The 19641-nt window shown below is 66.5% G+C and carries 24 protein-coding genes; 14 read left to right on the top strand and 10 right to left on the bottom strand.

Annotated features, from left to right (window positions below; translation table 11 throughout):
* Positions 1–12: 12 nt before the first annotated feature.
* From H977_RS0105765 to H977_RS0105750, 4 genes are all read left to right on the top strand, one after another.
* Entirely contained in the window at positions 13–681 is a 669-nt protein-coding gene (locus tag H977_RS0105765; protein WP_029106953.1) for a cutinase family protein, read from the top strand.
* A gap of 25 nt (positions 682–706) precedes the next feature.
* Positions 707–1372 (top strand): cutinase family protein, encoded by a 666-nt coding sequence (locus H977_RS0105760; RefSeq protein ID WP_029106952.1) that lies wholly within the window; start codon positions 707–709, stop codon positions 1370–1372.
* Positions 1373–1465: 93 nt separating this feature from the next.
* Positions 1466–2101, top strand: coding sequence for a cutinase family protein (locus tag H977_RS0105755; protein ID WP_502691148.1), 636 nt, complete (start codon positions 1466–1468; stop codon positions 2099–2101).
* A gap of 91 nt (positions 2102–2192) precedes the next feature.
* On the top strand, positions 2193–2840 hold the full coding sequence (locus H977_RS0105750) for a cutinase family protein (protein ID WP_036475180.1): 648 nt from the start codon (positions 2193–2195) through the stop codon (positions 2838–2840).
* Positions 2841–2886: 46 nt separating this feature from the next.
* On the opposite strand, the gene truA is transcribed toward H977_RS0105750, so the two are convergent.
* The 8 genes from truA to infA all read right to left on the bottom strand — a co-directional run bounded on the left by truA (position 2887) and on the right by infA (position 7593).
* Positions 2887–3765: a tRNA pseudouridine(38-40) synthase TruA gene (truA, locus tag H977_RS0105745; protein WP_029106949.1), complete on the bottom strand. Its 879-nt coding sequence runs from the start codon at positions 3763–3765 to the stop codon at positions 2887–2889.
* Between the two features lie 7 nt (positions 3766–3772).
* Positions 3773–4336 (bottom strand): 50S ribosomal protein L17, encoded by a 564-nt coding sequence (gene rplQ / locus H977_RS0105740; RefSeq protein WP_029106948.1) that lies wholly within the window; start codon positions 4334–4336, stop codon positions 3773–3775.
* Between the two features lie 58 nt (positions 4337–4394).
* Positions 4395–5447, bottom strand: coding sequence for a DNA-directed RNA polymerase subunit alpha (locus tag H977_RS0105735; RefSeq protein ID WP_029106947.1), 1053 nt, complete (start codon positions 5445–5447; stop codon positions 4395–4397).
* Between the two features lie 81 nt (positions 5448–5528).
* Complete coding sequence (gene rpsD / locus H977_RS0105730; RefSeq protein ID WP_029106946.1) at positions 5529–6134, bottom strand: 30S ribosomal protein S4; 606 nt, start codon at positions 6132–6134, stop codon at positions 5529–5531.
* 23 nt (positions 6135–6157) lie between these two features.
* Positions 6158–6571, bottom strand: coding sequence for a 30S ribosomal protein S11 (gene rpsK, locus H977_RS0105725; protein WP_004571524.1), 414 nt, complete (start codon positions 6569–6571; stop codon positions 6158–6160).
* A gap of 5 nt (positions 6572–6576) precedes the next feature.
* The gene (gene rpsM, locus H977_RS0105720) at positions 6577–6951 is read right to left on the bottom strand and encodes a 30S ribosomal protein S13 (RefSeq protein WP_029106945.1); all 375 of its coding nucleotides are present in this window, start codon (positions 6949–6951) and stop codon (positions 6577–6579) included.
* A 220-nt stretch (positions 6952–7171) separates the two neighbouring features.
* Entirely contained in the window at positions 7172–7285 is a 114-nt protein-coding gene (gene rpmJ, locus H977_RS34715) for a 50S ribosomal protein L36 (RefSeq protein WP_003879483.1), read from the bottom strand.
* Between the two features lie 86 nt (positions 7286–7371).
* Positions 7372–7593: a translation initiation factor IF-1 gene (infA, locus tag H977_RS0105710; RefSeq protein WP_003418601.1), complete on the bottom strand. Its 222-nt coding sequence runs from the start codon at positions 7591–7593 to the stop codon at positions 7372–7374.
* A 330-nt stretch (positions 7594–7923) separates the two neighbouring features.
* Between infA and H977_RS0105705 the strand changes: the two genes are divergently transcribed.
* Together H977_RS0105705 and H977_RS0105700 are read left to right on the top strand one after the other, a co-directional pair.
* Positions 7924–8418 carry an NfeD family membrane protein gene (locus H977_RS0105705; protein ID WP_196808170.1) on the top strand — a complete coding sequence of 165 codons (495 nt, stop codon included), beginning with the start codon at positions 7924–7926 and terminating at the stop codon, positions 8416–8418.
* A 73-nt stretch (positions 8419–8491) separates the two neighbouring features.
* Entirely contained in the window at positions 8492–10006 is a 1515-nt protein-coding gene (locus tag H977_RS0105700) for a flotillin family protein (protein WP_029106943.1), read from the top strand.
* Positions 10007–10009: 3 nt separating this feature from the next.
* Here H977_RS0105700 and H977_RS0105695 read toward each other — a convergent pair whose 3' ends face one another.
* Positions 10010–10477 (bottom strand): SRPBCC family protein, encoded by a 468-nt coding sequence (locus H977_RS0105695; RefSeq protein WP_029106942.1) that lies wholly within the window; start codon positions 10475–10477, stop codon positions 10010–10012.
* A 113-nt stretch (positions 10478–10590) separates the two neighbouring features.
* On the opposite strand from H977_RS0105695, the gene H977_RS0105690 reads away from it, so the two are divergent.
* From H977_RS0105690 to H977_RS0105655, 8 genes are all read left to right on the top strand, one after another.
* The gene (locus H977_RS0105690; protein ID WP_029106941.1) at positions 10591–12282 is read left to right on the top strand and encodes an NAD(P)/FAD-dependent oxidoreductase; all 1692 of its coding nucleotides are present in this window, start codon (positions 10591–10593) and stop codon (positions 12280–12282) included.
* A 32-nt stretch (positions 12283–12314) separates the two neighbouring features.
* Complete coding sequence (locus H977_RS0105685) at positions 12315–13814, top strand: ATP-binding protein (protein ID WP_029106940.1); 1500 nt, start codon at positions 12315–12317, stop codon at positions 13812–13814.
* Positions 13815–13893: 79 nt separating this feature from the next.
* Positions 13894–14769: an LLM class F420-dependent oxidoreductase gene (locus H977_RS0105680; RefSeq protein ID WP_029106939.1), complete on the top strand. Its 876-nt coding sequence runs from the start codon at positions 13894–13896 to the stop codon at positions 14767–14769.
* A 24-nt stretch (positions 14770–14793) separates the two neighbouring features.
* Positions 14794–15645 (top strand): LLM class F420-dependent oxidoreductase, encoded by an 852-nt coding sequence (locus H977_RS0105675; protein ID WP_029106938.1) that lies wholly within the window; start codon positions 14794–14796, stop codon positions 15643–15645.
* Between the two features lie 25 nt (positions 15646–15670).
* The gene (gene rfbB, locus H977_RS0105670; protein WP_029106937.1) at positions 15671–16666 is read left to right on the top strand and encodes a dTDP-glucose 4,6-dehydratase; all 996 of its coding nucleotides are present in this window, start codon (positions 15671–15673) and stop codon (positions 16664–16666) included.
* Positions 16663–17268: a dTDP-4-dehydrorhamnose 3,5-epimerase gene (gene rfbC, locus H977_RS0105665; protein ID WP_029106936.1), complete on the top strand. Its 606-nt coding sequence runs from the start codon at positions 16663–16665 to the stop codon at positions 17266–17268. Before rfbB ends, rfbC begins: the two co-directional genes overlap by 4 nt.
* A gap of 153 nt (positions 17269–17421) precedes the next feature.
* Entirely contained in the window at positions 17422–17952 is a 531-nt protein-coding gene (locus H977_RS0105660) for a hypothetical protein (protein ID WP_029106935.1), read from the top strand.
* Positions 17945–18487 carry a hypothetical protein gene (locus tag H977_RS0105655; protein ID WP_029106934.1) on the top strand — a complete coding sequence of 181 codons (543 nt, stop codon included), beginning with the start codon at positions 17945–17947 and terminating at the stop codon, positions 18485–18487. The genes H977_RS0105660 and H977_RS0105655 overlap by 8 nt, the downstream gene beginning before the upstream one ends.
* A 27-nt stretch (positions 18488–18514) precedes the next feature.
* On the opposite strand, the gene H977_RS0105650 is transcribed toward H977_RS0105655, so the two are convergent.
* A complete protein-coding gene (locus H977_RS0105650) occupies positions 18515–19639 on the bottom strand; it encodes a DmpA family aminopeptidase (protein ID WP_029106933.1) in 1125 nt (374 codons plus the stop codon).
* Positions 19640–19641: the final 2 nt, after the last annotated feature.

Below are 19641 nucleotides of genomic sequence, written 5' to 3'. Positions count from 1 at the left end.
TTTTGTGTGACTATGTCCCCCGTGAGTCTCCTCCGGAAGTCGGCCCGGGTGGCCGCGATCGTCTCAACCCTGGTCAGCGCGGCTTTCCCGCTGACGTTCGCCGCGCCCGCCGCGGCCGCACCGTGCTCCGACATCGAGGTCATCTTCGCTCGCGGGACCAATGACGCACCCGGCCTCGGCCGCCCCGGACAGGCCTTCGCCGATGGGCTCAGTTCACGGCTCGGCGGCCGCACCGTCAGCACGTACGCGGTGAACTACCCGGCCAGCTACGACTTCCTGGCGGCCGCCGACGGCGCAACCGACGCCGCCAACCGCATTGCCACCCTCGCCTCCTCCTGCCCGTCGACCCGGGTCGTGCTGGGTGGCTACTCACAGGGCGCCGCAGTGGTGGACATGCTGGCCGGCATCCCGCCGCTGGGCAACAAGGTCGGCGAGATCGGATCGGCACCCCCGCTCGCCGGCGAGCTGGTCCCCCAGGTCGCTGCCGTGGCCGTGTTCGGCAACCCGTCGGCCAAGTTCGGCATCCCGATCACCTCGTCGGTGTTCGGAGGCAAGGCGATCGACCTCTGCAAGGATGGGGACCCGATCTGCTCGCGTGGCCGGAACCCGTTCGCGCACAGCGATTACGTGACGTCGGGTATGGCAGATCAGGCCGCGAACTTCGTCGCGGGAATCGTCTAGTACACAGCAGACGTTAGGATTCGGTGTGGCCATTGATCTTGTTCGTCGCTGCACCGTGTTCGTGGCGGCGGCGCTGACCGCTGCCGTCGCCATCGTCGCGCCGGTCGCGATACCCACCTCCTCGTCGGTACTTCCGGTGGCCTCGGCCGCCTGCCCCGACATCGAGGTGGTCTTCGCCCGGGGCACCAACGACACTCCTGGCCTCGGCCGGATCGGTAATGCGTTCGTCGGTTCGCTGCGCAACAAGGTCGGCGGTCGTTCCGTCGGCGCGTATGCGGTGAACTACCCCGCCAGCTTCGACTTCCTCGCGGCAGCCGGCGGTGCCAACGATGCCTCCGGCCACATCCAGTGGATGGTCGACAACTGCCCCGACACCCGTCTGGTCCTGGGCGGTTACTCGCAGGGTGCCGCGGTGATCGACGTGATCGCCGCCGTCCCGTTCCCGGCCGTCGGCTTCAACGCGCCGCTGCCGCCGAACGTCCCCGAGCACGTCGCCGCGGTCGCCGTCTTCGGTAACCCGTCGGCCAAACTCGGCCTGCCTTTGACCTCCAGCCCGGTCTACGGAGGTCGCGCCATCGACCTGTGCAACCCCGGCGACCCGGTCTGCGGCGACGGCGACAGTGTCCCGGCACACCGTGCCTACGAAGGTCCGGCAAACGATGCCGCAAACTTCGTTGCCGGTCTCTTGTAGCCCGCGTCCGCTACGATCGCTTAGGTGGTCGAACTTCCCATCCAAAACCACGTAACCGGACGGCTTCGGCGCTGGATCGGTGTGGTTGCCGTCATCGTGGCGGCCGTTGCGGTCCTGCCGGTCACGTCGGCCGTGCTGCCCGGTTCCCTGGCCGTCGCCAACGCCGCCCCGTGCCCACCGGTCGAGGTGGTATTCGCCCGCGGTCGTACGGAACCCGCCGGCGTCGGCACCCTCGGTAACGCGTTCGTCAACGCGCTGCGCTCCAAGACCAACAAGAACATCGGCGTATACGCCGTCCGGTACCCGGCTGACAACGAAGTCGACATCGGCGCCAACGATATGAGCGGCCACATCCAGTACATGATGAACAACTGCCCGGACACCCGGTTGGTGATCGGCGGGTACTCGCTGGGTGCGGCAGTCGCCGATGTGGTGCTGGCCGTTCCGTTCACCGGCTTCGGCTTCAAGACCCCACTCGCCGCGGGCGCCGACGGCCACATCGCCGCGGTCGCCCTGTTCGGCAACGGCGCCGCATGGGTCGGTCCCATCACCCGCTTCAGCCCGGTCTATGCCGACCGGACCATCGAGCTGTGCCATGGAGCCGATCCGATCTGCAATCCGGCCGACCCCGACACCTGGAAGAACAACTGGCCCGATCACCTGGCGGGCGCCTACATCGACGCCGGGATGGTCAACCAGGCCGCCGATTTCGTCGCCACCAAGGTCTGAACCGGAAGTACTTCGACGCCGGATCGTTGCCGGACCGGCACCCATTCTCGACGGGATCGTCAATACCATCTAATGCGTGATTGGCCGTCGGATGTCGGCCGCACTGATCACTGTCCTCGGTGCCGTTATGGCACCAATGGCGGTGGCGCCCAACATGATCGGCGCCGCGATGGCCGCCACGTGCCCGCCGGCCGAGGTGGTGTTCGCCCGCGGCCGCATGGAGCCCCCAGGTCCCGGACAGGTCGGTGCTGCGTTCGTCAACGCACTGCGCACCCTGCGCGGCCCGAACGTCGCCCTCTATTCGGTGAAGTACCCGGCCGATACCCAGGCCGACGTGGCCGCAAATGACATGAGCCGTCATGTGCAGTGGATGATGCGCAACTGTCCTCGGACCCGGCTCATCCTCGGCGGCTACTCGCTCGGCGCCGTCGCAACCGACCTGATTCTGGCGATGCCCGTCTCGGCATTCACCTTCAACAGTCCACTTCCCAAGGGCACCGACCGGCACGTGGCGGCGGTGGCACTGTTCGGCAACGGGGCCAACTGGGCCGCACCCATCACGCTGTTGAACCCCGCCTATCAGAACCGCACCATCGACTTGTGCCACTCCGATGACCCGATCTGTAATCCGAGCAGCCCCTACAAATGGCAGGCCGGGTGGCAGGATCACCTCGCGCCCGGCTACATCCGGTCGGGCATGGTGGCCCAGGCCGCCAGGTTCGTCTCCGCCCGACTCTGAGGGTGTGGACCTCCGTCGCCCGCGGCGTTCAACTGCACAAACGTGTTCAGTCGGCCTTCCGCACATCACGGGTGATCAGATTGCGGGCCTCGAGCTCGTCATCGGCCGGGTAATCGACCTGCACCAGCGTGAGCCCGCGGGCCGGGGCAGCGGCGAAAGCACTCGACCGGCTCGTCTCGCTCAACAGGCCGGCGGTCCACTCAGGTGACCGCCTCCCCTCGCCCACCGCCAGCATCGCCCCGACCAGCGAGCGAACCATGTTCCAGCAGAACGCATCCGCGGTGACGTAGGCCGTCACGTACATGCCGTCCCGCACCCATTCCAGCCGCTGTAGATCACGGATGGTGGTGGCACCGGGGCGGTGACGGCAGAACGCCGCGAAATCGTTGAGCCCGACCAGTTCCCGCGATGCGGCAGCCATCGCGTCGAGGTCGAGGGGCTTGGACCACGGTGTGACGAACCGCGCTTCGGCCGGCTCGACCCCGTAAGGCGCGAGACTGAGCCGGTAGGTGTAGTGCCGACGCAGCGCCGAGAACCTGGCATCGAATCCCGCCGGTGCACGCACGACGTCGCGGATACGGACGTCGGTAGGCAGCAGCCGCGCCAAACGCCTTACCAGCGGGGTGAATTCACCATCGCCCGGGCGGGTGGTTCGCGGATAGCAATGCGCGACAGCGTCTACCGGGATGTCCACGTGGGCCACCTGACCGGTGGCATGCACGCCGGTGTCCGTCCGCCCTGCCGTGCGCGTCACCACCGGCGTACGGAAGACCGTCGAGAGCGCCTCATCAATCACCCCGGCAACGGTGCGTTGACCGGCCTGCGTCGCCCAGCCGGCGAAATCGGTGCCGTCATAGGCAACGTCGAGCCGTAAGCGGATAAAAGCGACATGCCCGCCACCGGATTCGGTGGCGGGCATGTTCATCGTGTCGCTAGGACTTGGCAGCGTCATCCTCAGCCGCAACCTCAGCCGTCTCGGCGTCGGCGACAGCGGCGTCCTCGGCCTTGGGTGCCTCGGCAACCGGAGTTTCCTCAGCCTCTTCGGCCTTGGGTGCCTCGGCCTCAGCTGTCTGCTCCTCGGCCGTCTTGGCCTGCGCGGCGGCGGCGCGGCGAGCGCGGTCCGCCTCGGAGGTCACGGTCTTCTCCCGCACCAGCTCGATGACAGCCATGGGGGCGTTGTCGCCCTTGCGGTTCTCGACCTTGATGATGCGGGTGTAGCCGCCCTCGCGATCGGCGAAGAAGGGGCCGATCTCGGCGAACAGGACGTGCACGACGTCCTTGTCGCGGATCTTCTTCATCACCTCGCGCCGGTTGTGCAGTTCACCCTTCTTGGCGTGGGTGATCAGCTTCTCGGCGTACGGACGCAACGCCCGGGCCTTCGGCTCGGTCGTCTTGATGCGGCCGTGCTCGAACAGCGACGTGGCCAGGTTGGCCAGGAGCGCCTTCTGGTGCGAGGACGACCCGCCGAGGCGAGGACCCTTGGTGGGTTTGGGCATTGCGACTATCTCCTAATTGGGGCCGGTCCCCGTATCAGGTAGGACCGGGACGGATTGGTTAAAGCTGCTCGGTTTCGGCGTAGTCCTGGGTGTCTTCCAGGTCGTAGCCCGCATCGCCGGTCCAGGTGCCGGTCGCGGCGTCGTAGCCGGCGACCTCAGACGGATCGAACGTGGCCGGGCTGTCCTTGAGCGAGAGACCCAGCTGGTGCAGCTTGATCTTCACCTCGTCGATGGACTTCTGCCCGAAGTTACGGATGTCCAGCAGGTCGGACTCCGTGCGGGCGACGAGCTCGCCCACCGTGTGCACACCTTCGCGCTTGAGGCAGTTGTACGAACGGACGGTCAGGTCCAGATCGTCGATCGGCAGCGCGAAGCTGGCGATGTGGTCTGCCTCGGCCGGCGACGGCCCGATCTCGATGCCCTCGGCCTCGACGTTGAGTTCCCGTGCCAGACCGAACAATTCGACCAGGGTCTTACCGGCCGACGCCAGGGCGTCGCGCGGGCTGATCGAGTTCTTGGTCTCGACGTCGAGAATCAGCTTGTCGAAGTCGGTGCGCTGCTCGACGCGGGTGGCCTCGACCTTGTAGGTCACCTTCAGCACGGGGCTGTAGATGGAATCGACCGGGATACGGCCGATCTCGGCACCCGACGCCTTGTTCTGCACGGCGGGGACGTAGCCACGACCGCGCTCGACGACGAGCTCGACCTCGAGCTTGCCCTTGTCGTTGAGGGTGGCGATGTGCATGTCCGGGTTGTGCACCGTCACGCCGGCGGGCGGGACGATGTCACCGGCGGTGACGGCACCCGGGCCCTGCTTGCGCAGGTACATGGTGACCGGCTCGTCCTCCTCGGAAGACACGACCAGGCCCTTGAGGTTCAGGATGATGTCGGTGACATCTTCCTTGACCCCGGGGACGGTGGTGAACTCGTGCAGCACACCGTCGATGCGGATGCTCGTGACCGCCGCGCCCGGGATGGACGACAGCAGTGTGCGCCGCAGCGAGTTGCCGAGGGTGTAGCCGAAACCGGGCTCCAGCGGCTCGATGACGAACTTGGACCGGTTTTCGGCGAGGGATTCCTCGGCCAGTGTGGGTCGCTGAGAGATCAGCATTGTTTTCTTCTCCTTCTCGGCACCCGCTATTTGATGCCGTCTGGGTGACCCGGCCCCGATCGTGTGGGCCCGGTGTCCTTACTACTTCGAGTAGAACTCGACGATGAGCTGTTCGGCGAGCGGCACCTGGATCTGCGCGCGCTCGGGCAGCTGGTGCACCAGGATGCGCTGGCGTTCGCCGACGACCTGCAGCCACGACGGGATCGGACGCTCACCCGCGGTCTGCCGGGCAACCTCGAACGGCAGGGTGTTGAGCGACTTTTCCTTCACGTCGATGATGTCGTACTGCGACACCCGGTAGCTCGGGATATTCACCTTGACACCGTTGACGGTGAAGTGGCCGTGGCTGACCAGCTGACGGGCCATCCGGCGGGTACGCGCCAGGCCGGCGCGGTACACCACGTTGTCCAGGCGGCTCTCCAGGATCTGGAGAAGGTTCTCGCCGGTCTTACCCGACTGCCGGTTGGCCTCTTCGTAGTACTTGCGGAACTGCTTCTCCAGCACGCCGTAGGTGAAGCGAGCCTTCTGCTTCTCCTGCAGCTGGGTGCGGTATTCGCTCTCCTTGATCCGCGCGCGGCCATGCTGACCGGGCGGGTAGGGGCGCTTCTCGAACGACTGATCGCCGCCGATCAGGTCGACGCCGAGACGGCGCGACTTGCGGGTGGCGGGGCCGGTATAACGAGCCATGAGTCTTGTTTCTCCTTCTCGACCTAGACCCGGCGCCGCTTGGGCGGACGGCAACCGTTGTGCGGCTGCGGGGTGACGTCGGAAATCGCGCCCACCTCCAGGCCGGCGGCCTGCAGCGAGCGGATGGCGGTCTCGCGGCCCGAACCCGGGCCCTTGACGAACACGTCGACCTTCTTCACGCCGTGCTCCTGCGCCTTGCGGGCGGCGTTCTCGGCGGCCAGCTGTGCGGCGAACGGGGTCGACTTACGCGAACCCTTGAAGCCGACGTGACCCGACGATGCCCAGGCGATGACGTTGCCCTGAGGATCGGTGATCGAGACGATCGTGTTGTTGAACGTGCTCTTGATGTGTGCGGCGCCGTGCGGGACGTTCTTCTTTTCCCTGCGCCGGGTGGTCTTACCGCGCTTGGCGCCCGCGGCCTTCTTCGGTGGTGCCATCGGGGTTACCTAGCCTTCTTCTTGCCGGCGATGGTGCGCTTCGGGCCCTTACGGGTACGCGCGTTGGTCTTGGTCCGCTGGCCGCGCACCGGCAGACCGCGGCGGTGCCGCAGGCCCTGGTAGCAGCCGATCTCGATCTTGCGGCGAATGTCGGCCTGCACCTCGCGGCGCAGGTCACCCTCAACCTTGAGGTTGCCTTCGATGTAATCGCGCAGAACGGTCACCTGATCGTCGGTCAGGTCCTTGGTGCGCTGGTTCTTGTCGATGCCCGTCGCGGCGAGAATCTCGTTCGAACGGGTACGGCCGATGCCGTAGATGTAGGTCAGCGCGATCTCCATGCGCTTGTCGCGCGGAAGATCAACGCCCACTAGCCGTGCCATGTGGCGGTTATCCTTTTTCTCTGCGGAGGTCTGGTCCCAGCCCGTTCCCATCAGCCCCTCAGGACTCTCCGGGGTCCGGCCTCCGTGCCGGACGTGGATGAAGGCACTCGGCCTTCATCGCGCATGAGCGGCCTATCCGCTCAGTGGTGCTGGGAGTTCATCATTCAGTTGTGTGAGATGAGGCGACAGCGCGACTAATTGCTCTTCGCGCAAGCGCTCATCAGCCCTGCCGCTGCTTGTGGCGCGGATCGCTGCAGATCACCATGACCCGCCCATGCCGGCGGATCACCCTGCACTTATCGCAGATGGGCTTGACGCTCGGGTTCACCTTCACGGCTTTTTCGATCCTTCTGGCTCTGTAGGTGGCGTGCGCATCCGCACGTCACCGTTCTCGTCGTTACTGGTCGGGCTTCTATCGGGTCACTTGTACCGGTACACGATGCGGCCCCGGGACAGGTCGTAGGGAGAGAGCTCCACCACTACCCGGTCCTCGGGCAGGATGCGGATGTAGTGCTGCCGCATCTTGCCGCTGATGTGGGCCAAGACCTTGTGTCCGTTCTCCAGCTCAATGCGGAACATCGCATTGGGCAGGGGCTCGACCACGCGACCCTCGACCTCGATGGCACCGTCTTTCTTGGCCATACTTTTCGGCGATCCTTGCTTTCGTTTCGTAGCTTCATCAGTCGCAATGCAGCCCGTCGTGATGCTGCCGGCGACCGACTTCAAAACGTGAGCCGGATCCAGACGAAATTGCAGAAATTCAGCAGTTCCAAGACGGGGCACGCAAAAAGTCGGCACGATAGCCGCACCGTTGGTCCACAATACCCGCTCGACGGCCTGTACCAAAATCACGGCTGATCAGCTCAAGGCTGCCCGATATCCACGCTGCAGATTGGTGCGCGGCAGAGCCTCCGCACAGGTGAGAATGGTACGGACTGATCCGCACCGGGGAACGGAGACCACGAGCACGTGATGGCTGTGTACCTGGCCGCGTTCGTCGTCGGCGGCATCGCCGTACTGGCCGCCCTGCTGCTCGCCGACGTCGGGCACGGGGACGGCATGCCCTTCCTGAGCCTGACCGGACTGTCGGTCGGCCTGCTCGGGGCCGGGACCGGAGGCCTGATCGGCACCTGGCTGGGGCTGGGCACCGGATGGAGCGCGGTGCTGGCGGCGGCTTGCGCCATCGTGCTGGTGTTCGCCCTCAACGGGCTGCTGCTGCCCTACATGCGTCGCCAGCAGTCCAACTCGCACCGGGGCAGGTCCTCCTATGTCGGCCTGCTCGGCACCGTCACCCTCGAGGTTCCGCCCGGCGGCTGGGGCGAGGTCTCTTTCGTCGACGCCGACGGTAACCGGGTCTTCTCCCGCGCCAAGAGCGACGAGGCCGACGCACTGCCCAAGGCCACCCGTGTCTACATCGCCGATATCGATCCCGACTTCGTCCATGTCGTCGCTGTTCCAGAAACCTGAGCAGTTCCAGAAACCCGAGCTGTGCCAGAAACCTGAGCCACCCGAGCACTGCCCCTCCGAGAAAGGCACAACCGTGTCCCTGCTGCTCATAGTCATCCTCGCCGCCATCGCCGCCATCCTCATCCTGGTGGTGCTGCCGATGGTCTACGTCAAGAACTACATCAAGGTCCCGCCCAACGAGGTGGCCGTGTTCACCGGCCGCGGCACTCCCAAGGTGGTCCGCGGCGGGGCCCGGTTCCGGATGCCCGGCATCGAACGGGTGGACATCATGAGCCTGGAACCGTTCAACGTCAGCATCAACCTGCAGAACGCACTGTCCAACAACGGTGTGCCCGTCAACGTCGAGGCGGTCGGGCTGGTCCGGATCGGCTCGGCGGATGAGGCCGTGCAGACCGCGGTGCAGCGCTTCCTGACCTCCGACCTGAACGAGCTGCAGCGGCAGATCAACGAGATCCTGGCCGGCAGCCTTCGCGGCATCACCGCCACCATGACCGTCGAGGACCTCAACTCCAACCGCGACAGCCTGGCCCGCAGCGTGGTCGAGGAGGCCGGCGGCGACCTGGCCCGCATCGGCATGGAGGTCGACGTCCTCAAGATCGCCGGCATCTCCGACGCCAACGACTACCTGAAGTCCCTGGGCCAGCGCCGCATCGCCGAGGTCAAGCGGGACGCCACGGTCGGTACCGCCGAGGCCGAGCGCGACGCCCAGATCCAGTCGGCCAAGGCCCGCCAGGAGGGGTCCATCGCGCAGGCCGAGGCCGACACCGCGATCGCCACCGCCAACCAGAGGCGCGATGTCGAACTGGCGCGGCTGCGTGCGCAGACCGAGGCCGAGAACGCCCAGGCCGACCAGGCCGGCCCGCTGGCCAACGCCCGCGCCCAGAAGGACGTCGGCATTGCCACCGAGCAGGCCGAGGCGGCCCGGGTGCAGGCCCGCATCGAGGTGGAGCAGCGCCGCGCCGAGCAGGCCCAGGCGGCACTGCAGGCCGACGTGATCGCGCCGGCCGAGGCGAAACGTCAGGCTGACATCGCGCTCGCCGAAGGCCAGCGGCAGTCCACGATCCTGGCCGCCGAGGCCGCGGCCGAGTCCGAGCGGCGCAAAGGGCAGGCCGACGCCGATGCCCGCAAGGCCGCAGCCGATGCCCTGCGCGTCGAGAAGCAGGCCGAGGCGGACAGTCTTCAGGCCAAGCTGGTCGCGGAGGCCGCAGGTAAGAAGGAACTGGCCGATGCGCTGCGCGTCGAGCAGCAGGCCGAGGCCGCCGGTATCGAGGCCAAACTGCTGGCCGAGGCCAACGGTAAGAAAGAGATCGCCGCAGCGCTCAACGGTTACTCGGCCGAGGCCGCGCGTCTGTTGATGCTGCCCGATGTGCTGGCCTCGGTGGTCAAGGCGACCGAGGCGGCCGCCTCACCGCTGGCCGAGATCGAACGCCTTTCGATCATCGGCGGGTCGCGGGATACGCAGGATGCCGTCGGCGGTTTGCTCGGCGTCAGCCCGCTGGCAGTGGCCAACATCCTGGAGGCGCTCAAGGCTTCCGGTATCGACGTGGCGGCCATGCTGAATCGCGACGGGCAACCGGCCGACAACTGACGGTCAATCGACCTCTGCGGTGAGTTTGATCGCCGCGAGGGTTTCCGGGATACCGGTCAGTGCCGCCTCACTGCGTATCGCGATTTCCTCGTCGGCCCGCTCACCGAAGCGGTCACGGAAGCCGGCGATGCCCTTCGGCAAGAAGGTCCAGGCCTGGGTGACCCTGGTACCGCCCTCAGCAGGTTCGAGATGGAAGCCCCACCGGACCCAACCGTCGTTGACCTCCCAGGTGAACTGACGGCCGGGTTCGGCGACGACCACCTGACTGCGGGTGTCCCAGGTGCGCTCGGGCGTGACGTTGCGGCCGGTGAACCAGGCACCGACGACCGCACCCGCGGCGGGGTCGTCCCACCAACACGACTTACAGATCGGACTCCACTCCCCCATTCGGGAGATGTCTGAGACCAGCGCGTAGGTCGATTCCGGATCACGTGCAACAACAACCGAATCGGAGAATTCGAGAACAGTCACGGACCGGATTCTAGGAGCCGGCGGGAATCCGCTCGATTGACGCGGTGGTGACGTGGCAGAACGTAGCGACCTGACCCGATATCCGCTGGACCGGCGGCGCATACTTGTTAGCGATGACCGGCCCCGCCTCCCAGCCCCGTAAACCCGTAATCCTGACGGTGGACGACGATCCCGCAGTCTCGCGTGCCGTCGCCCGCGATCTACGCCGCCACTACGGCGAGCGCTACCGCATCGTTCGTGCCGAATCGGGCCCGGACGCCCTGGAAACCCTCAACGAGTTGAAGCTGCGCGGCGACACGGTCGCGGTGTTCGTCGCCGACTACCGGATGCCGCAGATGAGCGGCATCGAGTTCCTCGAATCGGCGATGGACCTCTACCCGATGGCGCGGCGCGTGCTGTTGACGGCGTACGCCGACACCACCGCGGCCATCGACGCCATCAATGTCGTGGACCTCGACCACTATCTGCTCAAGCCGTGGGACCCGCCCGAGGAGAAGCTGTACCCGGTGGTCGACGGTCTGTTGGAGGCCTGGCACGCCGTCGGCGATCGGGCGATCCCGCACACCAAGGTGATCGGGCACCAGTGGAGTTCGCGCTCCTGGGAGGTGCGTCAGTTCCTGGCCCGCAACCAGCACACCTTCCGCGCGTTCACCACCGACGAGCCCACGGGCCGTCAGCTCCTGGAAGCCGCCGGACTGGACGGTCTGCAACTGCCGGTGGTGATCACCGAGGGCGGCGAGACACTGGTCGAGCCCAGCGACGGTGAGCTGGCCGACATGCTGGGCCTGTCCACCACCCCGTCGCTGACCATGTACGACCTCGCGGTGATCGGCGGCGGCCCGGCGGGCCTGGCGGCCGCGGTGTACGGGGCCTCCGAAGGTCTCAAGACCGTGCTGATCGAGGGCACCACGACGGGCGGGCAGGCCGGCCGCAGTTCGCGGATCGAGAACTACCTGGGCTTCCCGACCGGGGTGTCGGGGGCCGAACTGGCCACTTCGGCCCGCAGGCAGGCGGAGCGGTTCGGCGCCGAGGTCATCACGACCCGCGAAGCCGTCGCCCTCGACATCGCGGGCGCAGCCCGCACCATCACCTTCGCCGATGGCGAGACCATCGGCGCCCGCGCGGTGATCCTGGCCACCGGCGTCGAGTACCGCCAGCTCCCGGTGCCGGGTTGTTTCGCCGATCCCGACAATCCGAACAACTATGTCGGCCGCGGCGTCTACTACGGCGCCTCGGTGTCGGACGCCTCAGAGTGCCGGGGCGAGGACGTCTACATCGTCGGCGGCGCGAACTCGGCTGGGCAGGCCGCGATGTTCATGTCGCGCGAGGCGAAATCGGTGACCTTGCTGGTGCGCGGCCCCTCCCTGGAGGCGTCGATGTCGTATTACCTGATCCAGCAGATCGAGCAGACGCCCAACATCTTCGTGCGCACCTGTACCGAGGTGGTCGGCGCCATCGGCGAGGACGAGCACTTGGTGGGCCTGGAGCTGGTGAATCGGCAGTCCGGGGAGCACGAGGAGGTGCGCGCGACGCGCCTGTGCTGCTTCATCGGCGCCACGCCGCGTACCGATTGGCTCGACGGCGTGGTGGCCCGCGACGACCACGGCTTCATCCTGGCCGGACCGGACCTGCGCGACGTGTGCGGCTGGTCCCTGGAGCGTCCGCCGCACCACTTGGAAACAAGTGTGCCCGGTGTGTTTGTTGCAGGGGACGTGCGCGCCGAGTCCGCCAAGCGGGTGGCTGCCGCCGTCGGCGAAGGGTCGATGGCCGTGATGCTCGTGCACCGCTACCTGGCAGAAGCGTGACGGCCGCGAGGCCTGAGGAGTTGAGGACGGATATGGGCGAGACCTGCGTACGGGACGAACTTCGGACGCTGTTCCTGTTCGAGGACCTTTCCGACGAGCAGCTCGACACGTTGTGCCAGGCGGGCAGCATCGAGAAGTTCCCGGCCGGCCCGATCGTCACCGAGGGCGATCCGGCCACGTGTTTCTACGTGATGCTCGACGGTGAGCTGGTGATGTCGAAGCGCTCCGGCGGCGTCGACATCCAGACCAACCGCACCTCGATGCGCGGCGTGTATTTCGGCGCCTGGTCGGCCTACATCCCCGGTGAGGAGCACATCTACGAGGCGTCGGTGCGCCTGACGAAACCGTCGCGGGTGTTCGTGCTCGACGCCAACGCGTTCGCCGGGTTCATGCAGTCCGAGTTCCCGATGGCGGTGCACCTGCTCGAAGGCCACAAGGTGGGCGGCCGGCGGCAGAGCCAGATCATCGGACAGCGCGAGAAGCTGCTGGCCCTCGGCAACATCACCGCCGGGCTGACCCATCAGCTCAACAACCCGGCCGCGGCCACCGCCCGGGCCGTGGCGGATCTGCGCGAGGGCGTCGGCAAGATGCGGCACAAGCTGGCGATGCTGGCCGACGGCAAGTTCACCCCGCAGGCGCTGCGGATGCTGGTGACCATCCAGGACGAGGTCGCCGAGCAGGTCGCCAAGAACAAGGGGCTCGAGCTCACCGCGCTGGAGACCTCGGACCGCGAAGACGAGATGGGCGACTGGCTCGAAGACCACGACATCGTGGGTGCCTGGGACTACGCGCCGACGTTCGTCGAGGCAGGGCTCGACATCGATTGGCTGGAACGCATCTCGGCGTCGGTCGACGACGCGCTGCGCGACGGCGAGGCCTCGGCGACCCTGCAGGCCGCGCTCGGCTGGCTGAAATACACCATCGACACCGAGCTTCGGATGAACGAGATCGCCGAGGCCAGCAAGCGGATCTCGGCGCTGCTCGCCGGCGCCAAGCAGTACTCGCAGATGGACCGGGGCTCCTATCAGAGCGCCGACGTCCATGAAGGTCTGCGCAGCACGATGATGATGTTCGGCGACAAGGTCGGCAAGGACAAGCCGGTCAGCCTGTGCAAGGACCTCGACAAATCGCTGCCCGAATTGCATTGCTACCCAGGTGATCTCAATCAGGTGTGGACCAACATCATCGACAACGCCATCCAGGCGATGAACGGCCACGGCACACTGACCATCCGCACCCGCCGCGAAACCGACGAGATGATCCGCGTGGAGATCGGCGACGACGGGCCGGGCATCCCCGCCGAAGACATCAGCCGGATCTTCACACCGTTCTTCACCACCAAACCGTTCGGTGAGGGCACGGGTCTGGGCTTGGATCTGGCGTGGCGCATCGTGGTGGAAAAGCACCATGGGGATCTGCGGGTGCAGTCCAAGCCGGGCGACACCCGCTTCATCGTGCTGTTGCCGCTGCAGGCCCCCGCCCCGGAAGCGTGGAATCCGTCGGAGACGTCGGAGTCCTCGGCATCGGAGTGACGCCCATGGTCTCGGCCAGTTCCAGAATCAGCGTGATCGGTTCGGAATACCCGCCCGCGAGAGCCGGGTTGTGAGGTTCATGACCCAGACCACAGCTGGACCCAAGCCCGATCTCGGCACGTTCGGTGCATTCGGCCACTATTCGCAGTTCCAGCAGTTGTCGCCGCAGCAGCTGCGGGACATCGAAGAGCTCGGTTACGGCGCCATCTGGGCCGGCGGATCGCCGCCCGCCGAGCTGGAGTGGATCGATCCGATCCTGGCCGCCACCACCACCTTGCAGCTGGCCACCGGCATCGTGAACATCTGGAGCGCGGCGGCCGGTCCGGTCGCCGAGTCGTTCCACCGCATCGAGGCGGCTTACCCGGGACGGTTCCTGCTCGGCATCGGCGTCGGCCATCGGGAGGCGACCGGCGAATACCGCAAGCCGCTCGACGCGCTCACCGAGTACCTCGACAAGCTCGACGAGTACGGCGTACCGCGACACCGCCGGGTCGTCGCCGCGCTCGGCCCGAAGGTCCTGCAGTTGTCGGCGGCACGTTCGGCCGGCGCGCACCCGTACCTGACCACACCGGAACACACCGCGCAGGCCCGCGAGCTGATCGGCCCCGACGCGTTCCTGGCCCCGGAACACAAGGCCGTGCTCACCACGGACGACCCAGCTGGCACAGACAAGGCCCGGGCCGTGGGCCGCAAGGCTCTCGACATCTACCTCGGTTTGACCAACTACCTCAACAACTTCAAGCGGCTGGGCTTCACCGACGAGGACCTGGCCAAACCCGGCAGCGACCGGTTCATCGACGCCGTCGTCGCGCATGGCACGGTGGACGAGGTGGCCGCCCGGCTGCGCCGGCACGTCGATGCGGGCGCCGACCATGTGCCTGTACAAGTGCTGACCTCACCGGACAAACTGGTACCTGCACTGGCCGAACTCGCCGGGCCGCTCGGCCTGGCCTAGAGGACCACAGACAAGGACTCGCAGATGACCGAATCGCTCTCGCTCAAGCCGGATCTGGGTCGCTACGGCGTGTGGACGTTCGGGGCTGTCCAGCCTGAGCAAGCGGCCGAGATCGAGGATCTGGGTTATGGCGCACTGTGGGTGGGTGGATCGCCGGCCGCAGATCTCTCGTTCGCCGAACCCATCCTCGAGCGCACGGAGTCACTTCAGCTGGCCACCGGCATCGTCAACATCTGGACGGCTGATGCCAATACGGTCGCCGAATCGTTCCACCGCATCGAGGCCGCGCACCCGGGCCGGTTCCTGCTCGGCGTCGGGGTCGGGCATCCCGAGCACACCGGTGAGTACCGCAAACCCTATGACGCGTTGGTCGAGTATCTCGATGTGCTGGACGCGGCCAAGGTGCCGACCAGCCGGCTGGTGATCGCCGCGCTGGGCGACAAGGTGCTCAAGCTGTCGGCAAGCCGCAGCGCCGGCGCTCACCCCTACCTCACGACACCCGAGCACACCGCGCACGCCCGTGACGTGCTGGGCGAGGCGGTGTTCCTGGCACCCGAACACAAGGTGGTGCTGAGTACCGACGGCGCCGCGGCCCGCGCGATCGGCCGCGACACGGTCGACTTCTATCTGAATCTGAGCAATTACCTGAACAACTGGCGCCGGCTCGGGTTCACCGAGAACGACATTGCCAAGCCCGGCAGCGACAAGCTGATCGACGCGGTCGTCGCGCACGGCACGGCAGATGCCATCGCGGCGCGTTTGCAGCAACATGTCGCCAACGGTGCCGACCATGTCGCGATTCAGGTGCTCGGCGGCAAAGACAAGCTGATCCCGACGTTGACGGAGTTGGCCGGACCGCTGGGTCTCAAAAGCTGAGCGGTTTGCCCATTAAGCTTGGCACATGCGGCTACTGGTCACCGGCGGCGCCGGGTTCATCGGGGCGAACTTCGTGCATCTCGCGCTTCGTGAGGCACTCACCACATCGGTGACCGTGCTCGATGCGATGACGTACGCGGGCAGCCAGGAGTCGTTGGCACCGGTGGCCGACCGTATCCGGCTGGTGCAGGGCGATGTCGCCGACGCCGAGTTGGTGAGCACGTTGGTCGGCGAGGCGGACGCCGTCGTGCACTTCGCCGCCGAGACCCACGTCGACAACTCGGTCGCGAATCCGCAGCCATTCCTGCACAGCAACGTCATCGGCACCTTCGCGATCCTGGAAGCCGTACGCGCACACGGGGTCCGGTTGCACCACATCTCCACCGACGAGGTGTACGGCGATCTCGAGCTGGACAGTCCCGCCCGGTTCACCCCGGGAACGCCGTACAACCCGTCGAGTCCATACTCGTCCACCAAGGCCGCTGCCGATCTACTGGTGCGCGCCTGGGTCCGGTCCTATGGCGTGCGCGCGACGATCTCGAACTGCTCCAACAACTACGGGCCCTATCAGCATGTGGAGAAGTTCATCCCACGCCAGATCACCAACGTCCTCACCGGCAGGCGCCCGAAGCTCTACGGCACGGGCGCCAATGTGCGCGACTGGATCCACGTCGACGACCACAACCGTGCGGTCTGGCAGATCCTCACCGACGGACGCATCGGCCAGACCTACTTGATCGGCGCCGAATGCGAGCGCAACAACCTCACGGTGATGCGCACCCTGCTGCGGTTGATGGGCCGCGACCCAGACGACTTCGACCATGTCACCGACCGGGCCGGGCATGATCTGCGCTACGCGATCGATCCGTCGGCCCTGCAGGACGAATTGGGCTGGGCTCCCAAACACACCGATTTCGAGGAGGGGCTGCAGGCGACCATCGACTGGTATCGCGACAACGAGTCCTGGTGGGGCCCATTGAAAAATACGGTCGAAGTCGCATATGCGGAGCGTGGCCAGTGACCGCGCGCGAACTCACGATCCCCGGCGCCTGGGAGATCACGCCCCGGCTGCACGGTGATTCACGCGGGCTGTTTTTCGAGTGGTTCACCGAAGCGGGGTTCGCCGAGATGACGGGGCACCAGTTCGACCTGCGCCAGGCCAACTGCTCGGTGTCGGCGGCGGGAGTGCTGCGCGGCGTGCACTTCGCCCAGTTACCGCCCAGCCAGGCCAAGTACGTGACCTGCGTCCGCGGCGCCGTGCTCGATGTCGTGGTGGACATCCGGGTGGGCTCTCCGACGTTCGGGCAGTGGGACTCGGTGCTGCTCGACGATCACTCTCGGCGCTCGATCTATCTGTCGGAGGGTTTGGGTCACGCCTTTCTCTCGCTGGAGGACAACTCGACGGTGATGTACCTGTGTTCGGCGCCCTACAGCCCCGATCGCGAGCACACCATCCTCGCCACCACCCTCGGGATTGACTGGCCGATCGAGGGCGAGCCGGTGCTCTCGGAGCGCGACGCGGCCGCCCCGACGCTGGAGCAGGTACGCGCAGCAGGGTTGCTGCCGACGTGGGACGAGGCCCGCGCCTTCGTCGACGACCTGCGCGGCCGGGTCCGGGGCTGAACTGAGGTAACCCGGCCCTGCTGACCGGACACCGAGCCGGCATTTGCCACTGAACAACGCGCGAACATCAATTCCCTTGCGGATACCACCGATTCCCCTGAGATCAGCTGACATGGCGGATGAATTTAGTTTGCTGTAGATTCGGGCCCCATCATGCACAACGCTGACGACTGGGCCCCGTACACGCGCCTGGATGAGGCCGCCGCCGTGTACCTGCGCGATTCCGTCACAGCTCTCGAGGCGTTGCGCGGAGTCATCGATTTCGACGCGGTGGTGTCGTTCACCATGGAGCGCATCGTCAACGAGGGCGATGGTGATGGCGAATCGTTGTACCAAGAGGTGGTGGTCACCGATGGTGGCCGGCTGATCCTGTGGATCGGTGACTCTGGCACCGATGACGAGGGTTCGCCGCGGTTCACCTCGACGGTCCGGGTCATCCCGCTGTCGTGGGTGTACGACGTCGCGCTTCAGATCGATTACCGCACCACTCAGGACCGTCGAGAGCTGCACAGCGTCGAGTTGGTGATCTACCTCGGTATCGCGAGCGAGACCATCGCTCGGACCCCGGAGAAATCCGACGTCTTCCCCGAACAGCTCAAATTCTCCAAATCGCCCACCGACGGGGGACGCGCCCAGGCGCAACGGCTGATCCAATTCGGCAAGGCGGTCGGCGCACATGTCTGATGTCCTCGACTGGGCCAACTACCCGGATCTGCCCAGCGCGGTGACCATGGGTATCCGCGATTCGGATGACGCGCTTGCCCAGCTGAGCGCCACGATCGACTTCGACCGCATCCGCGCGTTCGTGCTGACCCGCGACACGGTCGAGTACGAGTGGGGCATTTCGTTGTGGCAGGAAGTCGCCGTCACCGACGGGGTGCGTCTGGTGCTCTGGCACGGTTCGGACGGCCACTGCGCCGGCCACGACGGCAGGCCCAGCCACCCGACCTTCACCGCGTCGGTGCGCAGTGTGCGACTGTCCGATTTCGGCGACCACAACCTGTACTGCGAATACGACGTCGAGCCCGACGAGTCGCGACTCCTGCGGTCGGTTGATCTGACGCTCATCGGCAGTACGCCGCGGCGCTCTTTCCGCACCACGGTGACCGAGAGCGAACATCAGATGTCGAAGATCCGATTCACCAAGACATTCTCCGACGGTGATGCGCAGATGCACCGGCTGCTCCATTTCGCCGCGGCGGTGACCCGTCAGCCGTAGTACCGCGCCCACCGGTCACGAATCAGGTCAGTGACCGCCTTCCAGCACCAGAGCCGAGTGCAGCAGCTTGTGGTCAAGTGAATGGGCGGTCAACCCACCGCGGCCCGTCATGGTCTCGGCGGCCACCAACGCGTTGACGATGGCTTCCTCGGTGGCCTCGATCACCAGGTCGAACAGCCGGGTCATCAGTTGCGGCGCCACCATCCGCACCGCGATCTCCGGGCGGTTCGCGTCGGGGTTCTCGTCCCACCCGTACGGCGGGATTCCACGGTTACCTGTCGAGAAGGCCACCATCAGATCGCCGCTGTACTGCTCCCCTGTTCCGCCGACCCGGCCGACGGCCAGCGCAGAACGCTGCGCGAGCCGGGTGCACTGATGCGGCAGCAACGGCGCGTCGGTGGCGATCACGACGATGATCGAACCCGACCCCGCCGGATAGGGCATCGGAAGGTCCGGAGTGGGCACCAGCTCGGGACCGACCATCTCCCCGACGGGCACCCCGTTGACCCGAAGACGTTCGCGCCGGCCTTGATTCGCCTGCACGAGCACGCCGACGGTGTACGGCCCGGCCACCGTCTCGGTGACTCTCGACGCCGTTCCCACGCCGCCTTTGAAGCCGTGGCAGATCATGCCTGTGCCGCCACCGACGTTGCCTTCGGCAACCGGACCGCCCGTCGCATCGGCCAGCGCGGCTGCGACGTGCTCAGGATGGACGTGGTAGCCGTTGATGTCGTTGAGCAGCCCGTCGTAGGTCTCCCCCACGACGGGAAGGGACCAGTAGAGCCCGTCACCGCGGGCCCGGACCTGGGCTTGCACGAGTGTGTCGCGCACGACGCCGACGCTGTGGGTGTTGGTCAGGCCGATGGGCGTGGTGAGTTCGCCGGACTCACGGATCCACTCGAGTCCTGTGAGTTCGCCACTGCCGTTGAGCCGGTGCGCGCCCGCGAACACGGGCTCGGTGAAGATTCCGGGGTGCGGCACCACTACCGTGACGCCGGTGTTCACCGGAGTGGCCCCCGGCCGCTGGATCGTGGCGTGCCCGACGCGCACGCCTGCCACGTCGGTGATGGCGTTGTTCGGGCCCGTCGGGTGTTCACCGATGACAACGCCGATGTCGCGGGCGCGCGGACGCCGCGAAGAGCAGTCCAGCATGC

Source organism: Mycobacterium sp. URHD0025 (genome assembly GCF_000426065.1).
Classification (GTDB): domain Bacteria; phylum Actinomycetota; class Actinomycetes; order Mycobacteriales; family Mycobacteriaceae; genus Mycobacterium.
The sequence above is the reverse complement of the archived record's forward strand: the minus strand, read 5'-3'. Positions and strand labels throughout refer to the sequence as shown.